This window comes from Nocardioides sp. GXQ0305 (genome assembly GCF_050880345.1).
Lineage (GTDB): Bacteria > Actinomycetota > Actinomycetes > Propionibacteriales > Nocardioidaceae > Nocardioides.
This window is the reverse complement of the sequence record NZ_JBNYXG010000003.1, coordinates 110,835-130,404: the sequence shown is the minus strand read 5'-3', so window position 1 is coordinate 130,404 and position 19,570 is coordinate 110,835. Positions and strand designations below refer to the sequence as shown.

Sequence of the window (19,570 nt, the reverse complement as noted above, 5' to 3'; positions counted from 1 at the left end):
CGGGGCCCCCGTTCGGAGCGGAACGGAGTGAGCATTCGAATGGGGTGAATCATTGGATCACCGCCTCCATGACCGCCTTGGCGATCGGGCCGCCGAGGGCGCCGCCGGCGATCTCGCCGCGCTCGGTGCCGGGCGCCTTCTGGATCATCACCGCGACGGCGACCTGCGGGTCGTCGGCCGGGGCGAAGGAGGTGAACCAGGCGTACGGCGGCACCGACTCGATGCCGCTCTGGGCGGTGCCGGTCTTGCCGGCCACCTCGACGTTCGGTATCGCGGCCGGGCTGGCCGTGCCCTGCGACACGGTGTAGGTCATCAGGTCGGTGAGGTCCTGGGCGGTCTCCGACGAGACGGCCTCGGAGAGCTCCGACGGCTCTGTGCGGGGCAGCACGTCGAGCTCGGGGGTCAGCACGGCGTCGACGAGGTAGGGCCGCATCACGGTGCCGCCGTTGGCGATCCCTGCCGAGACCATGGCCATCTGCAGCGGCGTCGCGGCGACCTCGAACTGGCCGATGCCGCTCTGGCCGGTCTCGGGCGGGTTCATGTTCTCCGGGAAGTTCGACTCGGCCTGGTTGGGCAGGTCCTCGAAGTACTCGCTGTTGAACCCGAACGCCTCCGCCTGCTCGAGCATCGCGTCGGCCCCGACCTCGACGGCGAGCCGGGCGAAGGTGGTGTTGCAGGAGTTCCCCATCGCCTGGGTGAACGGGATCTGGTCGGTCCCGCAGTCGCGGCCCTCGTTGTCGATCAGGCCGGTCTCGCCGGTGGTCTGCGGCAGCTGGTAAGTGGCCCCGCCGGGGACCTGTGAGTCGGCGTCGTAGTTGCCGGACTCGATCGCGGCCGCGGCCGTGACCAGCTTGAACGTCGACCCGGGAGGGAGCCTGGTCTGGATGGCGCGGTTGAGCAGCGGCTCGTCGTCGCGCTTCTCGAGCTCCTCGGCCCGCTTGGCCACGGCGCCGAAGTCGTGGCTCGCGAGCTCGTTGGGGTCGTAGGTCGGCAGCGAGGCCATCGCCAGGACCCGCCCGCTGCTCGGCTCGATCGCGACGACGGAGCCCTCGACGCCCTCACCGAGATTGCTGAGACCGTCGAACGCGGCCTGCTGCGCCCTCGGGTTGAGCGTCAGCTGGACGCTGCCGCCCTTGGCGCTGGAGTTGCTGATCAGGTCGACCAGCCGGGTCACGAACAGCCGGGAGTCGTCGCCCGAGAGCACCGAGTTCTGGGTCTTCTCCAGACCGGTCTGGCTGAAGTAGGAGAACCACCCGGTGAGGTGTGCGTACTTGAACGGCTCGGGGTAGACCCGCTGGAAGTCGTAGCGGTCGCCCGACGGCTCGCTCTCGGCGATCGGGGTGCGGCCCTGCTCGGACTGGCCGACCAGGATCGCGCCGCGCTCGCTGGAGAACGCCTCGGCGAGCACCCGTCGGTTGCGGGGGTCGTCGTTGAGGGCGCCGGCCTGCCAGTACTGCAGGTAGGTCGCGTTGAGCATCAGCGCGAGGAACAGCAGCAGGCAGAAGACGGAGATGGTGCGGATCGGCTTGTTCATCCCAGCTTCACCACCTGGGTCGACTCGGCGTCGGAGTCGTCGTCGGTGGGCAGGGACGGGACCGGCCGTCGGGCCTGGTCGGAGATCCGGAGCAGCAAGGCGATGATCACCCAGTTGGCGACGAGGCTGGAGCCGCCGTAGGAGAGGAAGGGAGTGGTGAGGCCGGTCAGCGGGATCAGCCGGGTGACGCCGCCGATGACGACGAACACCTGGATGGCGAGGACGCCGGCCAGGCCGGTGGCCATCAGCTTGCCGAACCCGTCGCGGCACACCAGCGCCGCGCGCAGCGCCCGCTCGACGAGCAGGCCGTACAGGAGCACGATCGCGATGACGCCGGTGAGGCCGAGCTCCTCGCCGATCGCGGCGACGATGAAGTCGGACTCGGCGAACGGCACCCGCTCGGGCTCGCCGTTGCCGAAGCCGCGGCCGAGCAGGCCGCCCCAGCCCATCCCGAACATCGCCTCGACCGGCTGGAAGGCGCGGTCGTCGGTGCCGGGGCCGTAGTGGGCGAACGGGTCCAGCCAGATGTCGACCCGGTCGCGGACGTGTCCGAAGAGCCGGTAGGCGATCGCGGCGCCGCCGAAGAAGAGCGCCCCGCCGACGACCAGCCACCCGGGTCGTTCGGTGGCGACGTAGAGCATGGTGAGGAACAGCCCGAAGAACAGGAGGCTGGAGCCGAGGTCGCGCTGGAAGACCAGGATGCCGAGGCTCACCAGCCACATCACCAGGATCGGTCCCAGGTCGCGGCCGCGGGGGAGGTCGACGAACAGCACCCGGCGCCCGGCCAGGGCCAGCGCGTCGCGGTGGAGCACCAGGTAGCCCGCGAACGCGATCACCAGCAGCACCTTGGCGATCTCGCCGGGCTGGAAGCTGAAGCCGAGCAGCCGGATCCAGATCCGGGCGCCGTTGATGGTGGCCCCGAGGCCGGGCACCATCGGCAGCAGCAGCAACAGGATCGCGGCCAGGCCCAACGTGTAGGTGAAGCGCTGCAGCACCCGGTGGTCGCGCAGGAACACCAGGGTGAGCACGAACAGCACCACCCCGACCGCCATCCAGATCAGCTGCCGGCCGGCGAACTCGGTGTCCTTGACCAGGTCGAGCCGGCGGATCACCGCCAGGCCGAGGCCGTTGAGGGCCGCGACGACCGGGAGCAGCACCGGGTCGGCGTACGGCGCGGTGAGCCGGACCGTGATGTGCGCCGCGACGACCAGCACGGCGAGGGTGCCGCCGTAGCCGACGATGTCGGCGGGGACGGTGCCCTTGACCCCGAGCCCGACCGCGGCGTAGGCGCCGATGCCGACGGCGAGCGCGATGACGAGCAGGAACAGCTCGGCGCCCCGCCGTCGCCGGTGGACGAAGCCCATGAGGGTTCCGGTCTGGGACATCTCAGGACCTCGCCGACCCGGAGGAGGCGTCGCCGGTCGGGTCGCTGGTCGCGTCGTCGGGTTGCTGGACCCGTTCGGCCGCCAGGTTGCCGACGGTACGACGTGCGGACGCCAGGTCGCCGAGGCCGATGCCGTCGCGGACCTGGTTCTGGTCGTAGTCGCTGAGGTCGGCGAGCGCGATGTCACTCGTCTCGTAGGGGTGCGAGAGCTCCACGCCCGGGAGGTCGGCGTTCACGCCGCGGTAGATGGTGACCACGCCGTCGTACTCGCCCACGTAGTACTGCTTCTGCGACCACGCCCACGCCCCAGCGGCCACCACCCACACCACGCCGACCAGGAAGACCAGCACCAGCAGCCGGCGCAGCCAGGCGTAGCGCCGGGGCTCCCGCGGCGCGTAGCGGGCCTCCTCGGGGTCGATCGGGTCGGCCGCGATCGCGAACTCGACGTCGTCCGGGATGTCGCCGGGAACCGGCTCGAGCTCCCCGGTGTCGCCGGACCGGTGACCGCGGAACAGGCTGCCCATGCCGGCCATGGCGCGCCCGCCGCGCTTCGGCAGCTCGGCCGCGGCGCCGACCAGCATCGGCTCGGTGTCGCCCTCGGCCTGGTCGTCGATGACGTCGGCGACCAGGCAGGTGACGTTGTCCGTGCTGCCGGCCTCGAGGCTCGCGCGGACCAGCTCGACCGCCGCGTAGTCGGCGTTGCCCGAACGGAGGATGTCGGTGAGCCGTGCCGAGTCGAGCACGCCGCTGGCGCCGTCGCTGCACAGCAGCAACCGGTCGCCGGCCCGGGTCTCGAGCTCGAACAGGTCCGGCTCGAGGTCGTGGATGCCGTCGATGGCCTTGAGGATGAGGTTGCGGTGGGGATGGACCCGCGACTCCTCCTCGGTGATCTGGCCGTCGTCGATCAGGGTCTGGACGAAGGTGTGGTCCTTGGTCAGCTGGCGCAGCTCGCCCTCGCGGAGCAGGTAGGCGCGGCTGTCGCCGACGTGGCCCATCCCCAGCCGGGTGCCGTCGAAGTACGCGACGGTCGCGGTGGTGCTGGTCCCGGTGAGCGCGGGGTCCTCGTCGACGAGCTCGCCGATCCGGTCGTGGGCGCGGTGCAGCGCGCCGGCGACCTGGCCGAGCAGGTCCTCGACGTCCTCGTCGTCGAGCCGACGGAGCTGTCCGATCGCGGTCGCGGAGGCGATGTCGCCGCGGGCGGCCCCGCCGACGCCGTCGCAGACGGCGAGCAGGTGTCGGCCGGCGTACCCGGAGTCCTGGTTGTCCTTGCGGACCCGGCCGACGTCGGAGATGGCGGCGTAGTCAAGACGCATGTCTCGGCAGGCCCTACTTCCTCAGCTCGAGGATGGTCTTGCCGATGCGGACCTGGGTGCCGAGCGAGAGGGTCGTCGGCTGGGTGATCCGGGCGGTGCCGACGTAGGTGCCGTTGGTGGAGCCGAGGTCCTCGACGAACCACTGGTCGCCGGAGGAGGCGATCCGCGCGTGACGGGTGGACACGTAGTCGTCGTCGAGCCGGATGGCGGCGTCGGTGCCGCGGCCGATCAGGATCGGTGCCTGGTCGAGCTCGGCGCGCTCGCCGGAGTTGGCACCGTCGACGACCAGCACGTGGGTGGGGCTGCCCCGCCGCTTCGGCGGTGCCTTGGGTGCCTTCGGCTTCCGGGTACGCCGGCCGCCGCCGCCCTCGCGCGCCTCCGCGGGCACGCGCGCGCCGAACATGTCGGACCGGACCACGGAGATCGCGGACAGCACGAAGATCCAGAGGATCGCCAGGTAGGCCAGCCGGATCAGGAACAGGGTGAGCTCAGACATCGGAAGCACCCGGTCCCTCGGTGACGATCCGGACGGTGAGCGTGGTGCTGCCGATCTTGACCTGCGACCCGTCGCGGAGGCTGGTGCTGGTGATCCGGTGGCCGTCGACGAGCATGCCGTTGGTGGACCCGAGGTCCCGGACGCGCACCTGGAGCCCCGCCCCGTCGCCGGATCCGCCCACGAGCTGGAACTCGACGTGCCGTCGACTGACGCCGGGGTCGTTGACCCGGATGTCGGCCTCGGTCCCGCGGCCGACCACGGTGACGGGCGGGTGGAGGGGGTGCTGCTCGCCGCCGGCGACGACGAAGGCGCGGGCGCGCTGGGCCTGGGTGTGGGTGGCGTTCGACTGCACCCGTGCCCGGGCGCTGCTGCGGATCCGGAAGCGGCCGGTGCTGAGGTCCTCGGCCGCCTCGAACTCGATCCGCACCGGCCCCGGGAACTGGTAGCCCTGCTCCTTGGCGTGGTCCTCCAGCTGCTCGGTGAAGTCGCGCACCATCGTGGAGTCGTACGGCGAGAGCCGGTCGAGGTCGACCTGCGACAGCTCGACCTGGAAGTCGTTGGGCACCATCCGCCGCTCGCGGGAGAGGATCTGGGCGTTGTTGTCGCACTCGCGCTGCAGCGCTGCGGCGATCTCCACCGGCTGCACGGCGCTGCGGAAGGTCTTCGCGAACGCCCCGGAGATCACCTGCTCCAGCTTGCGCTCGAAGCGCTGCAGCCCGCCCATGCCCGACCCTCCTTCCGCCTGCGTCGTCGTCCGTCGTCGGTCGGTGTGCGCGCATGCTCGGACCTGCGGGGGCACGCACGCTGCTCGCGATCGTATCGGGGTCGACGCCGCCCCTCCGACTCCCCACGGCCGTGCGCCGCGCGCCGTGCTGCCGGTTTGGGGATGGTCTCGGCGCTGGGATAGCCTGTGCCCCGCTTCTCGCGCGAGTGGCGGAATAGGCAGACGCGCACGGTTCAGGTCCGTGTGTCCTAACGGACGTGGGGGTTCAACTCCCCCCTCGCGCACACCACGGCGAACGGGACCGGGTGGCGAGTGCCGCCCGGTCCTCGCCCGTCCGGGGCTCCAGCTCCTACCGCGCGACCCGGCGGCCGTCGGGGTCGTCGCCGACGTCCACGTTCTGCTCGAAGCTCAGGACGACCCGCGAGAACCCGTCGTCGCCCTCGGCGTACACGTCGAGAGCGGCGGGGCCCGTCGCGAAGGCCCACCCGGTCTCGGAGTCGATCCTGATGGTCCGCGACACCGGGTCGGTCGAGCAGAGGAGCACGCTGCGGCTGTTGCCTCCCCGGGCCACATGGGTGTCGACCCGCTGGCTCGCGCTCACGTACAGGTACGCCACGGAGGGGGTGGCGCAGGTGACGTCGGCGGTGACCCGGAGGCGTCCGGAGACCGCGCCGGCGGTGGCCACCAGGTTCGAGACCTCGACCGACGCCGCGGCGGGGTCCTCGGAGAACCGCAGGACGAGGTCGCCCCCGCGGGCCGACGGGCTGCCGCAGCAGCTGCTCACGGCGATCCAGTACTGCCGGCCGGCCACCAGGCTGGGCCGCACCGCCGACTGGAGCCCCGCCGCGTCGTCGTTGCAGGACAGTCGGGTCTGCGGTGAACGGGCACCCGAGTACACGGCCAGGACGGTGTCGTAGCTGCTGCCGACGGTGCTGATCCGCACCCGACCGGTCGTGGCAGGTTCGTAGCGGTACCAGACGCTGCGGGCGTACACGCAGCTCCGGCGGACCGTGTCGTACGTCGCCGCGCGGGTGTCGACCTCGAAGACGGTGGGCACCGCCGCGACCGGGGCGGCACGCGACGGGGTGTCGTTGACCGGCGGCGCGGCGTGGGCGCCGGGCGACGTCAGCGCGGTGGCCATCAGGGCGGCGACCAGCGCGGCAGCGGCACGCGTGCGGTGGTGGTGGAGTGTGGACGCCATCGGTTCCCCCAGGTCGGTCGGATCCCTTCAGGGTGCCCCGGTGCGGGTGGCCGCGGTATCGGCACATCTGCCTAGCCTTCCTGCCGGTGTCGGCGTCGACGTGTGGGATCGGAGTCACCAGGTGACCTCGATGCCACACGGACCGGCCGCCGGACGGGATCGATCGGCCCGGGCTGCGAGGATGGGACGATGAGCGACGTTCTCCCGGGTGCCTGGCTCGGAAGTCCCGCGCACGGGCGGTGGCTCGAGGCCGAGGGGGACCGGCTGCTGGACTTCGGCCGCGCGTCCCGCGACCCGGCCGGGGGCTTCGCGTGGCTCGACGCCGCGGGCCGGCCCGATCCGGAGCGGCCGGTCGAGCTGTGGATCACCTGCCGGATGACGCACGTGTTCGGACTGGGTGCGCTGATGGGGCGCCCCGGGTGCGGGCCGCTCGCCGACCACGGGGTCGCGGCACTCGGCGACCGGTTCCGGGACGCCGTCCACGGCGGCTGGTACGGCGCGATCGGCGCCGACGGACCGGTGTCGGGCGACAAGGCCGCCTACGGGCACGCGTTCGTGCTGCTCGCGGCCGCGACGGCGTCCTGCGCCGCCCGACCCGGGGCGGACGAGCTGCTCGGCCAGGCCCTGGAGGTGGTGCTCGATTGGTTCTGGGACGACGAGCACGGCATGGTCGTCGAGCAGTGGGACGAGTCCTTCTCCTCCCTCGATCCCTACCGGGGACTGAACGCCAACATGCACACCGTCGAGGCGTTCCTCGCCGCCGCCGACGTCACCGGCGACCGGTCACTGCTCGACCGCGCGCTCCGCATCACCACGCGGGTGCTCCACGAGCTCGGGCCGGCCCACCACTGGCGGCTCCCGGAGCACTTCGACGACGCGTGGAACCCGCAGCCCGACTACAACCTCGACACTCCCGCCCACCCCTTCCGGCCGTACGGCGCCACGATCGGCCACGGCCTGGAGTGGACCCGGTTGGCGCTGCACCTCCGCGCGGCGCTCGGCGCCGACGCACCGGGGTGGCTGCTGGACGCCGCCCGGGCGCTGTTCGAGGCGTCCGTCGCCGACGGGTGGGCCGTCGACGGCGCCGACGGCTTCGTCTACACCGTCGACTGGTCGGGCCGGCCGGTGGTGCGCCAGCGGATGCACTGGGTGGCCGCCGAGGCGACGGCCGCGGCCGCCGCGCTCTGGCAGGCGACCGGCGATCCGTCGTACGACGCCTGGTACCGCACCTGGTGGGACCACGTCGCGTGCGTGTTCCTCGACCGCCATCGCGGGTCCTGGCACCACGAGCTCGACCCGGAGAACCGACCCGACGACGCGACCTGGTCCGGCAAGCCGGACACCTACCACGCGTTCCAGGCGACCCTGTTCCCGCGGCTGCCACTGTCACCGACGCTGTCCGTCGCGTTGCGCGACGGCCTCCTCGCCTGAGCCGGCCCCACGACGACACCCGGGTGGACGCCGCGTGGCGGTGTTGACCAGACTGACGGTGTGACCGGTCCCCCCGACCAGCCCACCCGACCGCGCCAGCCCTCCCTGTTCGACCTCGTCTCCTGCGTCGACGCGCCCTCGCAGGTGATTTCGGCGCGCGACGGGCAGATCGGGGACGGGGGAGTCCAGGGCTGGCTGCTCCTGGACCGACGCTTCCTGAGCCGGCTGCGGATCACGGTGGACGACGCCGACCCGGTGGGCCTCTCGCACGACCTGCGCGGCGCGGGCGGCGCGGTCTTCCGCGGGATCGTGCCCGGGATCGGCGCCCCCACCAACGACCCCACGTGCTTCGTGGAGCGTCGCCGGGAGGTCCGGCACGACTCGATGGTCGAGACGATCACGATCACCTCGACCGCCCGCGCCCCCACCTCGTGCGTGCTCGCCGTGGACGCCGGCGCCGACCTGAGCGACCTGGCCGAGGTCCGGGTCGGGAGACCGCGGGACGGGCTGCCCGCCGAGGCCCGGACCGACGGTCTGCAGTGGAGCGCCGGCGAGGCCGTGGCACTCCTCGCCGCCGACCCGGTGCCCGACGGGATCGACCCCGGCGCGGGCCGACTCGCGTGGAGGCTCGAGCTCGGGCCGGGCGCGTCGGTCACGATCACGCTGCGCGCCACCGCCCGTCCGGGCAGCACCCCCGTGTTCCGTGGCGCCACACGCGTCCCGTGGTCGCGGCCGGACCTCGCCTGCCCCGACCGCCGACTCCCGCGCGCCGTCCAGCAGGGGCTCGACGACCTGGAGGGGCTGCTGCTCGTGGACCCCGAGGACGAGGACGACCTGTTCGCCGCCGCCGGCTCCCCGTGGTTCCTGACGCTCTTCGGCCGGGACTCGCTGTGGACCGCGCGGATGCTGATGCCGGTCGGCACCGACCTCGCGATGGGGACGCTGCGGGCGCTCGCCCGGCGCCAGGGGAGCCGCCACGACGCCGAGAGCGAGGAGCAGCCGGGCCGGTTCCTCCACGAGGTGCGGGCCGAGCCGCTCGCCCTCGAGGGCTTCACGCTCCCGCCGACCTACTACGGGACCGCCGACGCCACCCAGCTGTTCGTCACCTGCTGCGTGGAGGCCTGGCGGTGGGGCGCCGACCCAGTCGAGGTGCGGGCGTTGCTGCCGGCCGTCGAGCGCGCGCTCGGCTGGCTCGAGCAGCAGGCCGGCGACGGCTTCGTCCGGTACGTCGACGCCAGCGGGCACGGCCTGTCGAACCAGGGCTGGAAGGACTCCGTGGACTCCATCCAGTGGGCCGACGGCTCCCTGGCCGAGGCGCCGATCGCCCTGAGCGAGGTCCAGGGCTACGCGTTCCAGGCCGCGATGCTGGGGGCCGACCTCCTCGACGGCTTCGAACGCCCCGGAGGCGACCACTGGCGCGCCTGGGCGGCGGCCCTGGCGGACCGGTTCCGGCAGCGGTTCTGGGTGGAGGACGCCGACGGCCGGTTCCCGGCCGTTGCCCTCGACGCCCACGGAGCGCCGGTCGACTCGGTCGCGTCGAACATGGGCCACCTGCTCGGGACCGGCCTCCTCGACCCCGACGAGGCCGCCCTGGTCGCACACCGGCTGGGGTCTCCCGACCTCGACTCGGGCTTCGGGCTGCGGACCCTGACGGCGCGGTCGCCGGCGTACTCCCCGCTCTCCTACCACGGGGGCACGGTGTGGCCCCACGACACGGCGATCGCCGTCGCCGGCCTGGCCGCCCACGGCCGTGCCGAGACCGCCGCCTCGCTGTTCGAGGGCCTGCTCCGCGCGGCGCCGGCCTTCGACTCCAGGCTCCCGGAGCTGTACGGCGGAGACGGCGCTGCCGAGGCGCGGAGCCCGATGCCCTACCCGGCCGCGTGCCGACCGCAGGCGTGGGCGGCGGCGGCGCCGATGGCGGCGCTGGTCGCGCTGCTGGGGATCGAGGTCGACGTCCCCCGCGGGCGGCTGGCGGTGCGGCCGATGCTGCCGGAGGAGCTGCTTCCGCTGTCGGTCTCCGGTCTGCGGGTCGGTGGCCACGACCTCGCCGTGACGGTGGGTCGCGACGCCGAGGTGCGGGTCGACACCGACCACCCGGCGTTCTCCGGGGAGCGCTGAGCCGTGCCGGAGCGGTACGCCGAGGTGGCGGTCATCGGCGGCGGCCTGGGCGGGGTCGCCGCGGCCCTGGCCGCCCTGGACGCCGGACGCACCGTGCTGCTCACCGAGGAGAGCGGGTGGCTCGGCGGGCAGCTGACCTCGCAGGCGGTCCCCCCGGACGAGCACCCGTGGATCGAGCAGTTCGGGTGCACCGCCCGGTACCGGCGGCTGCGTGACGGCCTCCGGGACCACTACCGCCAGTGGTACCCGCTCAGCGCGGACGCCCGCCGGCAGCGTCACCTCAACCCGGGACGCGGCACCGTGAGCGCCCTCTGCGTCGAGCCGCGGGTCGGCGTCGCGGTCATCGAGGGGATGCTCGCCGCCGCCCGCAGCTCGGGCCGGCTGCAGGTGCTGCTGGGTCACCGCCCCGTGGCCGCCACCGTCGACGGCGACCGGGTCACCTCGGTCACGGTCGAGGCGGAGGGGGAGGACCCGGTCACCGTCGTGGCGCCGTGCGTCCTCGACGCGACGGAGACCGGCGCGCTCCTGCCGCTCGCCGGCGTCGAGCACGTGACCGGCGCGGAGTCGCGGACCGAGACGGGCGAGCCGCACGCCCCGGAGAGCGCTCAGCCGCTGAACATGCAGGCCGTGTCGTGGTGCTTCGCGGTCGACCACCTCGCCGGCGAGGACTTCACGATCGACCGGCCCGAGCAGTACGCGTTCTGGCGCGAGCACGCCCCCCGCGGGTGGACCGGCGGACCGATGCTGTCGTTCACCGCGCCCGTGCCCCGGACCGGTGAGCCGCTGGCCCGGACCTTCACGCCCAACCCCGATGCGGCCGGCGAGACCGTGGTGGACCACCGGACCGTGGGCGGTGACCACGAGCTGTGGGCGTTCCGCCGCATCGCCGACCGCCGCACCTTCGTCCCCGGGCACCTCGCCAGCGACGTCACGCTGGTGAACTGGCCGATGGTCGACTACCTGGAGGGGCCGCTGTACGGCGTCGACAGCGCGGAGGCGGCCCGCCACCGGGACGGCGCCCGCCAGCTGAGCCTGAGCTTCCTCCACTGGCTGCAGACCGAGGCCCCTCGCCCGGACGGGCGAGCGGGCTATCCGGGACTCCGGCTGCGCGGCGACCTCCTCGGGACCTCCGACGGCCTGGCGATGCGGCCCTACGTCCGCGAGTCCCGACGGATCCGCGCGAGGTACACCGTCGTCGAGCAGGACCTGGCGCTCGACCTCCGCCCCGACGGCCGGGCGGTGCGGTACGACGACAGCGTGGGCGTCGGCAGCTACCGCATCGACCTGCACCCCTCGACCGGCGGCGACCCCTACGTCGACATCGCCTCCTGCCCGTTCGAGATCCCGCTGCGGGCGCTGGTGCCCGTGCGCGTGGAGAACCTGCTGCCGGCGGCGAAGAACATCGGGACGACGCACGTCACGAACGGCTGCTACCGACTGCACCCGGTCGAGTGGAACGTGGGCGAGGTGGCGGGGACGCTCGCCGACCTCTGCCTCGAGCGCGGGTGCACGCCGCAGCAGGTGTGCGACGACGACGACCTGCGCGAGGAGCTGCAGGCGCGGCTGGTGCGGGACGGGGTGGAGCTCCGCTGGCCCGACGTGCGGGGATACTGAGCCCGCGTCAGCCCTTGACGCTGCCCGCCGTGAGTCCCGCGACGATCCGCCTCTGGAAGACCAGCGCGACGATGATCATCGGGATGGTCACCACCACGCACGCAGCGGTGATCGTCCCGACCGGACGCTGGAACGGCACCGCGCCGGTGAACGCGGCGATCGCGACCGGCACGGTCTGGGCGATCTCGGGGTTGCGGGGAGCGAAGGTGCTGGCCAGCAGGAACTCGTTCCAGGACGCGACGAAGATGATGATCGCCGCTGCGAACACCCCGGGGGCCGCGAGCGGGAAGACCACCCGGTAGAACGCCTTGAACGGGCTCGCCCCGTCGACGCGGGCTGCTTCCTCGAGGTCCTTCGGGATGGCGGCGAAGAACGTGGTGAGGATGAAGATGGTCAGCGGCAGCGTGAACGACGTGTAGGGGATGTAGAGCCCTTCCCAGGTGTTGAGCAGGCCGAGGGTGCGCCACAGCTCGTAGAGTGGCGGCACCAGGGCCACCGGCGGGAAGAGTGACACCGCGAGCACTCCCGAGAGCAGCAGGATCTTCCGCTTCAGCGGCAGCCGGGCGAGGGCGTACGCCGCGAAGGACCCGATGATCACGCACAGGATCGTGGTCATGCCGGCGATGGCCAGCGAGTTGCGGAGGTTGAGCAGGAAGTCCTGCTGGAACACGGCCTCGTAGTTCTGGGTGCCGAAGGGGCCCTGGAACAGGTCGGGGCTGTTCAGGGCCCGGTCACCCTGCTTGAGGCTGGTCATGATCAGCCAGAAGAAGGGGAACAGGCACCAGAACAGGATGATCGCGAGGAGCGCGCTCTTGCCCCACACCTGTGCGGCCGAGCGCTGCTCGACCACGCCGTGGTCGCCGCGCTTGGCGGTCCGGGTGGACGTCTGGCCGCTCATCGACCCTCCCCCTCACCGATCACGAGCTCCTTGCCCAGCAGCTTCACGAAGACCAGGCCGACCGCCAGGATGAAGATGAAGGTGATCGTGGACAGCGCAGACCCCAGGCCCGGGTCGGGCGTGCGCACGACGTACTGCTGCACCAGGATCGACAGGGACGTGGTGTCGAAGGCGCCGCCGGTCATGACCTGCGGCAGGTCGTAGACCCGGAGCGCCTCGACGGTCCGGAACAACAGTGCCACCAGGATCGCCGGCCTCAGCAGCGGCAGGGTGATGAACCAGAAGCGCTGGAACATCCCCGCGCCGTCGACCCGGGCTCCCTCGTAGACGTCACCCGGGATCGTCTGCAGACCGGCGAGCAGCAGCAGCGCCACGAACGGGGCCGTCTTCCAGACGTCGGCGAAGATGATCGCGAAGCTCGCCCACCCCGACTGGCCGAGCCAGCTGAAGTCGCCCAGGCCGAACACGTTGTTGATGAAACCCGGCGTCACGTTGAACATGAAGAACCACATCTGGGCGGCGATCACCGTGGGGATCACCCACGGCACCAGGATCGAGGCCCGGGTGGGGCCGCGGCCGCGGAACGCCTGGTTCATCAGCAGGGCGAAGCCGAGACCGATCACGAACTCGGCGGCCACCGAGGTCACCGTGAACACCACGGTGAACCACAGCGCGTCCCAGAACAGCGCGTCGGACAGGGCCTCGCTGTAGTTGTCCAGACCGGCGAAGCCCTCGTGCAGCCGCCCGGTGTAGGCCTGGAAGCTGATCACGAGGGCGTAGACCACCGGGAACAGGGCGACCAGGGCCATCAGCAGGATCGAGGGCGCCACGAAGACCCGCCCGAGCGCGGTCTCCGACATCTCCCTCCGGCGCGGGCTCGCGGCCCGGTCGGTGGTCCTCGGTCGCGGGTCGTGCCCCGTGTCCGTGCTGGTGGTCGCCATGGCCGTCCTGTCCCGGTGGTCGCGCGTCGGTTACTGAAGGGTCCCTTCGAGGGCCTCTTGGACCGTCTGCGAGGCCTCCGCGGGATCGCCTTCGCCGTTGTAGGCCGGGTGCAGGGCTCGCTGCATCTCGACGCTGATCGTGTTCCACTGCGGCGACGGCGGACGGGGCTTGGCGTCGGGGAGCACCTCGCCGAGCAGCGCCATCACCGGGTCGTCACTGAGGTCCTCGTAGACCGACTCCATGGTGGGAGGCAAGGACGCGTCGGTGGCGAGGAGCTTCTGCACCTCCTCGTTGGTGGACGCCCAGAGCACGAAGTCCTTCGCCCCCTCCTTGTTGTCGGAGAACGCGCTGACCCCCAGGTTGAACCCGCCCGACGCCGAGATCGTGCCCTCGCCACTGAGGGTCGGCAGGGGCGCGATGTCGAAGTTGCCGTTGGCCGGGCTGCCCTTGTCGTCGACGATCGGCTGGTAGAAGGACGGCCAGTTGCGCATGAACACGGCGTCACCCTTCTGGAACTCGTTGACGGCCTCGGCCTCGGTGGCGGTGTTGAAGCCCGGCGCGAAGCAGCCGCTCTCCTGACCCTCGGCGAAGAACTCGGTCGCCTCGGTGGCCAGGTCGGGGTCGAACTCGACCGCGCTCTGGTCGTCGTTGAACAGCTCGCCGCCGCCGCTCCAGTAGACCTCCAGCCAGTTCACGACGAAGCCCTCGTACTGGGCGCCCTGGCCGATGTACCCGCTCATGTCCTCCTGCTCGGCGACACGGCTCGCGACGTCACACAGCTCCTCCCAGGTCGTCGGCGGCTCGTCGACGAGGTCGGTGCGGTAGTAGAGGAAACCGGCGTTGGTGTTGAAGGGCGCCGCCCACAGCTGGCCGTCCCAGCTCGCGGACTCGACGGCCGCCGGCAGCGTCACCTCCTCGATGTCGCCGCGGATGTCCTCGAGGTTCTCGACCCAGCCGTTGGTGGAGTACTCGCCGGTCCAGATGACGTCCATGCCGAGGACGTCGAAGTTGCTGCCCTCGGCCTGGAGCTCGAGGGCCTGCTGCTCGCGCTGCTGGTCGGCCTCGTCGGGGAGGATCTCGATGGTGATCGGGTTGTCGGGGTTCTCCTCGCTCCACATCTCGGCGACCTTCTGGTGGACGCCTCCGGGCTGGGCCTCCGAGCCGCCGATGGCCCAGACCATCTCACCGCCACCTTCGCCCTCACCTCCGCTGTCTCCGCTCGGCGTGCACGCTGCGACCGTCACGAGCGACAGCACGCCTACGGCTGCCCATCCCGCACGGTTGGTCGGTCGACTCATCTCGATCTCCGTTTCCTCGTGGTCTCGCTGGGTGGTTCGGGGGTCAGCGACGTGCGTGTCAGCGAAGTGCTCGTCCGGTCTCCAGGTCGAAGAAGTGCATGTGCTCGGTCTTGAACGCGAGGTCGACCGTCTGACCGGTCTTGGGGGCCCCGTACGGCTCGAGCCTGGCGACGAACTGCTGCCGCCCGGATGCCGCTGCCTGCTCGAGCTCGGCGAAGGCCTCGGCGTCGTCGAGGGCCTCACGCAGGTCCTCGGTGATCACCGGCTTCGCCTCGGTGCCGAAGTGGAGCAGCACCTCGGATCCCAGGAGCTCGACGAGGTGCACGTCGCGCTGCTTCATCACGTTCTCCTCGGGGACCGAGTCGTCGGCCGGGAAGAAGTGCTCGGGACGCATGCCCACGGCGACCTCGCGGCCGACGTACTCCGTGACCTGCGGGTAGTGGTCGAGCGCGGCATCCGCGAGGCGGACGACCGCGTGCTCACCGAAGCTGACGAACAGTCGCCCGTCGTGGTCCTCGATGACGCCGCACCCGAGGTTCATCGCCGGCGACCCGATGAACCCGGCGACGAAGAGGTTGTCCGGGTGCTCGTAGAGGTCCTGCGGGCTGGCGACCTGTTGCAGCTCGCCGCGCTTGAGCACCGCGACCCGGTCGCCCATCGTCATCGCCTCGATCTGGTCGTGGGTGACGTAGAGGGTGGTGACGCCGAGCCGGTTCTGGAGGCCGGCGATCTCGGCCCGCATCTGCACCCGCAGTTTGGCGTCGAGGTTGGACAGCGGCTCGTCCATCAGGTAGGCCTGCGGGCTGCGCACGATCGCGCGGCCCATCGCGACCCGCTGCCGCTGGCCGCCGGAGAGCGCCTTGGGCTTGCGGTGGAGGTACTCGGTGAGGCCGAGCATGTCCGCGGCCTTCTTGACCCGCTGCTCGATGTCGTCCTTGGGCACCTTCGCCATCTTCAGCGAGAACGCCATGTTGTCGGCGACCGACATGTGGGGGTAGAGCGCGTAGGACTGGAACACCATCGCGATGTCGCGCTCGCCGGGCGAGAGGTCGTTGACCACCCGGTCCCCGATGATCAGCTTGCCCTCGGAGATCGTCTCCAGCCCGGCGACCATCCGGAGCGCGGTCGACTTGCCGCATCCGGAGGGGCCGACGAGGATCACGAACTCCTCGTCCTCGATGGTCAGGCTGAGGTCCTTCACGGCCTCGGTGCCGTCCGCGTACCGCTTCCACACCCCGTCGAACTCGATCTTGGCCATCGATCTCCCCGGAGAAGTGATGTGGGTCTCTGTGTCCGGCATCCTTGCGGGGTGCGTCGAGGTCCGCAAGGTCGCCACCGCCGCTACGGCGTGGCCTAGGGTCACGAGACGACAACGATTGCTCCGATCGAGGCCCACCGTGATCCCCCAGCCCGTCCGCGCCCGCCTGCGCGACCACCTCGCCCGTCTCTACGGCGAGGGTCGCGCGGACGACCTGGTGGCCCGCTTCGCCGGTCTGCTCGAGAGCTTCCGGCACGAGCACGGGTCGCCGCCGGCACCCGAGGCGCGGTTCGACGAGACCGACGTCGTGCTGATCGCGTACGGCGACCAGGTGCACGAGCCGGACCGCCCACCGCTGGCGAGCCTGCGGCGCTTCCTGGCCGACCACACCCGGGGCATCGTCCCGGGGCTGCACCTGCTGCCCCACTACCCCGCCACGTCCGACGACGGCTTCGCGGTCGCCGACTTCTCCGCCGTCGATCCCGTGCTCGGCGACTGGGCGGACGTCGAGGCGCTGGCGGCGGAGCACCGGCTGATGCTGGACGCCGTGCTCAACCACACCTCGGCCTCCCACCCCTGGTTCACGGGCTGGCTCGCGGGCGACCCGGCGTACGACGACTTCTACCTCGACGTCGATCCGGACACCGACCTCTCCTCAGTGGTGCGGCCGCGCACCTCGCCGTTGCTGACCCGGTTCGAGTCGGCGACGGGGCCGCGCTGGGTCTGGACCACCTTCAGCGCGGACCAGGTGGACCTCGACTACCGCAACCCGGAGGTGCTGCTCCGGGTCACGGGCGAGCTGCTCCGCTACGTCGGGCACGGGGCGCGGATGCTGCGCCTGGACGCGGTCGCCTTCCTCTGGAAGGAGGTGGGCACCTCGTGCGTCCACCTCCCGCAGACCCACGAGATCATCCGGCTGTGGAGGACCGTGCTGGACGCCGCGGCGCCCGGGACCCTCGTGGTCACCGAGACGAACGTGCCGCACCGCGAGAACCTCACCTACTTCGGCGACGGTGGCGACGAGGCCCACCTCGTCTACCAGTTCGCGCTGCCGCCCCTGGTGCTCTCGGCGTTCCGGACCGGGAGTGCGGCGACGCTCGCCGACTGGGCGTCCCGCGTCGAGGCACCCTCGGCGCAGACGTCGTTCCTGAACTTCCTCGCCAGCCACGACGGCATCGGGGTGCGGCCCGTCGAGGGCATCCTGTCGGAGGCCGAGGTCGCCGAGCTGTGCGAGGCCGTGGTGGCCGGTGGCGGTCAGGTCTCCTACCGGGCGCGCGCGGACGGCGGGCGCAGCCCCTACGAGCTGAACACGGTCTACCTCGACGCACTCGCCGGACCGGGACAGGAGGACCAGCAGCGCGAGGTCGACCGGTTCCTCGCGGCTCACTCGATCCTGCTCGCGCTGGCCGGCGTCCCGCTGCTCTACTTCCACTCGCTGGTCGGCAGCCGGAACTGGGTCGAGGGCGCCGAGCGCGAGGGGCGTGCCCGCGTCGTCAACCGGCAGCGGCTGGCCCTGCCAGAGCTCGAGGCCGAGCTCGCCGATCCCGGGTCGCTCCGCCACGAGGTGCTCCGCCGGCTGCTCGACCGGATCGCGATCCGGGTGGCGCAGCCGGCGTTCCACCCCCGGGCGGGCCAGCAGGTCCTCGACGGTGGCGACGCCTTCCTCGCCGTGGTGCGGACCCCGGTGGGAGCAGGCCCCCCGGTCGTCTGCGTCCACGACGTCTCGGGCTGGCCGGGTCGCTTCGGGACGCTGCTGCCGGCCTGCGGCGCCACCACGCTCGTCGATCTCGTCGACGGCAGCGAGCACCCGGTCGGCGCGGACGGACGGATCGACGTCCCCGTGCCGGCGTACGGCGTGCGCTGGCTGCGGCCCCGCTGACGCGGGGCCGAGGTCGGCAGGTCAGCCGGTGGACACCTCGGACCGGTCGCCGGACCAGAGCGTGTGGAAGGTGCCCTCCCGGTCGGTGCGGCCGTAGGTGTGGGCGCCGAAGAAGTCGCGCTGCGCCTGGATCAGCGCGGCGGGCAGCCGCTCGGAGGCCAGGGCGTCGTACGAGGCGAGCGACGACGCGAACGCGGGCGCGGGGACACCGGCCGTGGCGGCGAGCGCGACCACGCGGCGCCAGGCGGCCTCTCCCTCGCGGACGGCCTCGGCGAAGTAGGGGTGGGCGAGCAGGGTCACCAGGGACGGGTCGTCGTCGTAGGCCTCGGCGATGCGGTCGAGGAACCGGGCGCGGATGATGCAGCCGGCGCGCCAGATCCGGGCGATCGCGCCGAGGTCGACGTCCCAGCCGTGCTCCTGCGCGCCGGCGCGGATCAGGTCGAAGCCCTGGGCGTAGGCGACCACCTTGGAGGCGTAGAGCGCGGTCCGGACGTCGTCCTCGAAGCCGTCCGGTGCCGTCGGGACGTCGGGTCGTTCGGGGAAGGTCCCGCGCACCGCCTCGCGGTGCTGCGGCGCCGAGGACAGCGCGCGGGCGAACACGGCCTCCCCGATAGCGGTCGTCGGGACGCCGAGCCCGACGGCGTTCTGGACGGTCCAGACACCGGTGCCCTTGGAGCCGGCGCGGTCCAGGATCACGTCGACCAGCGGCCGGCCGGTGTCGGCGTCCTGCTGCCGGAGCACCTCCGCGGTGATCTCGATCAGGTAGGACTCCAGGTCGCCGCCGTTCCACCGGTCGAACACCTCGGCCAGCACCGTGGGCTCGTGGCCGCCGACCCGGCGCAACAGGTCGTAGGCCTCGGCGATCAGCTGCATGTCGGCGTACTCGATGCCGTTGTGGACCATCTTCACGAAGTGGCCCGCGCCGTCGTGGCCGACGTGGGTGACGCAGGGCTCTCCCTGGGCGACCGCGGCGATCGAGCGCAGCACGGGGCCGAGGGTCTCCCACGCCTCGTCGGAGCCGCCGGGCATCAGGGAGGGTCCGTGCAGCGCACCCTCCTCGCCTCCGGAGATCCCGACGCCGACGAAGTGGAGGCCGCGCTCCCGCAGCTCCCGCTCACGCCGGATGGTGTCGCGGAAGTCGGCGTTGCCGCCGTCGACGACGATGTCGCCCTCCTCGAACCGCTCGGCGAGCTGGTCGATGACCGCGTCGGTGCCGGCACCGGCCTGCACCATGATGATCGCGGTCCGGGGTCGGGTGAGCGAGGCGACGAAGTCGTCGAGGTCGTCCGCGGCTACGAACCCCGACCCGGGGTGGTCGGCCACCAGCGCGTCGGTCCTCGAGGTGGTCCGGTTGTAGACCGCGACGACGTTGCCCTCACGCGACGCGAGGTTGCGGGCCAGGTTGGAGCCCATCACCGCCAGGCCCACGACACCGATGGTGGCCTGCTGCGTCTCGCTCATCGCTGCTCCCCGGGTCGAC

General features: G+C 72.0%; 15 protein-coding genes and 1 tRNA gene. 5 read left to right on the top strand and 11 right to left on the bottom strand.

Translation table 11 applies throughout. The features are described 5' to 3' along the window. Positions 1 to 49: 49 nt before the first annotated feature. From ACQ1X7_RS09190 to ACQ1X7_RS09170, 5 genes are read right to left on the bottom strand one after another with little or no spacing between them, the layout of a single operon-like run. Positions 50 to 1,534 (bottom strand): peptidoglycan D,D-transpeptidase FtsI family protein, encoded by a 1,485-nt coding sequence (locus ACQ1X7_RS09190; protein WP_432477881.1) that lies wholly within the window; start codon positions 1,532 to 1,534, stop codon positions 50 to 52. After that, on the bottom strand, positions 1,531 to 2,919 hold the full coding sequence (locus ACQ1X7_RS09185; protein WP_432477880.1) for an FtsW/RodA/SpoVE family cell cycle protein: 1,389 nt from the start codon (positions 2,917 to 2,919) through the stop codon (positions 1,531 to 1,533). The genes ACQ1X7_RS09190 and ACQ1X7_RS09185 overlap by 4 nt, the downstream gene beginning before the upstream one ends. A 1-nt stretch (position 2,920) precedes the next feature. Continuing rightward, entirely contained in the window at positions 2,921 to 4,231 is a 1,311-nt protein-coding gene (locus ACQ1X7_RS09180) for a PP2C family protein-serine/threonine phosphatase (protein ID WP_432477879.1), read from the bottom strand. Between the two features lie 13 nt (positions 4,232 to 4,244). After that, complete coding sequence (locus ACQ1X7_RS09175) at positions 4,245 to 4,727, bottom strand: FHA domain-containing protein FhaB/FipA (RefSeq protein ID WP_432477878.1); 483 nt, start codon at positions 4,725 to 4,727, stop codon at positions 4,245 to 4,247. Then, complete coding sequence (locus tag ACQ1X7_RS09170; protein ID WP_432477877.1) at positions 4,720 to 5,451, bottom strand: FhaA domain-containing protein; 732 nt, start codon at positions 5,449 to 5,451, stop codon at positions 4,720 to 4,722. Before ACQ1X7_RS09170 ends, ACQ1X7_RS09175 begins: the two co-directional genes overlap by 8 nt. A 200-nt stretch (positions 5,452 to 5,651) precedes the next feature. On the opposite strand from ACQ1X7_RS09170, the gene ACQ1X7_RS09165 reads away from it, so the two are divergent. Then, a tRNA-Leu gene (locus ACQ1X7_RS09165) sits at positions 5,652 to 5,735 on the top strand. 65 nt (positions 5,736 to 5,800) lie between these two features. Here the strand turns inward: ACQ1X7_RS09165 and ACQ1X7_RS09160 are convergent. Next, positions 5,801 to 6,652 carry a hypothetical protein gene (locus tag ACQ1X7_RS09160; protein ID WP_432477876.1) on the bottom strand — a complete coding sequence of 284 codons (852 nt, stop codon included), beginning with the start codon at positions 6,650 to 6,652 and terminating at the stop codon, positions 5,801 to 5,803. Between the two features lie 189 nt (positions 6,653 to 6,841). On the opposite strand from ACQ1X7_RS09160, the gene ACQ1X7_RS09155 reads away from it, so the two are divergent. Genes ACQ1X7_RS09155 through ACQ1X7_RS09145 form a run of 3 tightly spaced genes read left to right on the top strand, consistent with a single transcriptional unit; the run spans position 6,842 to position 11,815 of the window. After that, a complete protein-coding gene (locus ACQ1X7_RS09155) occupies positions 6,842 to 8,083 on the top strand; it encodes an AGE family epimerase/isomerase (protein ID WP_432477875.1) in 1,242 nt (413 codons plus the stop codon). Between the two features lie 60 nt (positions 8,084 to 8,143). After that, positions 8,144 to 10,201, top strand: a complete 2,058-nt coding sequence (locus ACQ1X7_RS09150) for an amylo-alpha-1,6-glucosidase (protein WP_432477874.1) — start codon at positions 8,144 to 8,146, stop codon at positions 10,199 to 10,201. A gap of 3 nt (positions 10,202 to 10,204) precedes the next feature. After that, positions 10,205 to 11,815, top strand: a complete 1,611-nt coding sequence (locus tag ACQ1X7_RS09145; RefSeq protein WP_432477873.1) for an FAD-dependent oxidoreductase — start codon at positions 10,205 to 10,207, stop codon at positions 11,813 to 11,815. A gap of 7 nt (positions 11,816 to 11,822) precedes the next feature. Here the strand turns inward: ACQ1X7_RS09145 and ACQ1X7_RS09140 are convergent, their stop codons facing one another. From ACQ1X7_RS09140 to ACQ1X7_RS09125, 4 genes are all read right to left on the bottom strand, one after another. Next, the gene (locus ACQ1X7_RS09140) at positions 11,823 to 12,713 is read right to left on the bottom strand and encodes a carbohydrate ABC transporter permease (protein ID WP_432477872.1); all 891 of its coding nucleotides are present in this window, start codon (positions 12,711 to 12,713) and stop codon (positions 11,823 to 11,825) included. Beyond that, the gene (locus ACQ1X7_RS09135; RefSeq protein WP_432477871.1) at positions 12,710 to 13,654 is read right to left on the bottom strand and encodes a carbohydrate ABC transporter permease; all 945 of its coding nucleotides are present in this window, start codon (positions 13,652 to 13,654) and stop codon (positions 12,710 to 12,712) included. Before ACQ1X7_RS09135 ends, ACQ1X7_RS09140 begins: the two co-directional genes overlap by 4 nt. Before the next feature lie 30 nt (positions 13,655 to 13,684). Next, positions 13,685 to 14,836, bottom strand: a complete 1,152-nt coding sequence (locus tag ACQ1X7_RS09130) for an ABC transporter substrate-binding protein (RefSeq protein WP_432477870.1) — start codon at positions 14,834 to 14,836, stop codon at positions 13,685 to 13,687. A 175-nt stretch (positions 14,837 to 15,011) separates the two neighbouring features. Then, positions 15,012 to 16,211, bottom strand: coding sequence for an ABC transporter ATP-binding protein (locus tag ACQ1X7_RS09125; RefSeq protein WP_432477869.1), 1,200 nt, complete (start codon positions 16,209 to 16,211; stop codon positions 15,012 to 15,014). Between the two features lie 139 nt (positions 16,212 to 16,350). Here ACQ1X7_RS09125 and ACQ1X7_RS09120 point away from each other — a divergent pair, with 139 nt between their 5' ends. Continuing rightward, a complete protein-coding gene (locus ACQ1X7_RS09120; RefSeq protein WP_432477868.1) occupies positions 16,351 to 18,090 on the top strand; it encodes a sugar phosphorylase in 1,740 nt (579 codons plus the stop codon). A gap of 21 nt (positions 18,091 to 18,111) precedes the next feature. On the opposite strand, the gene gndA is transcribed toward ACQ1X7_RS09120, so the two are convergent. After that, entirely contained in the window at positions 18,112 to 19,551 is a 1,440-nt protein-coding gene (gene gndA / locus ACQ1X7_RS09115) for an NADP-dependent phosphogluconate dehydrogenase (protein WP_432477867.1), read from the bottom strand. Positions 19,552 to 19,570 lie beyond the last annotated feature (19 nt).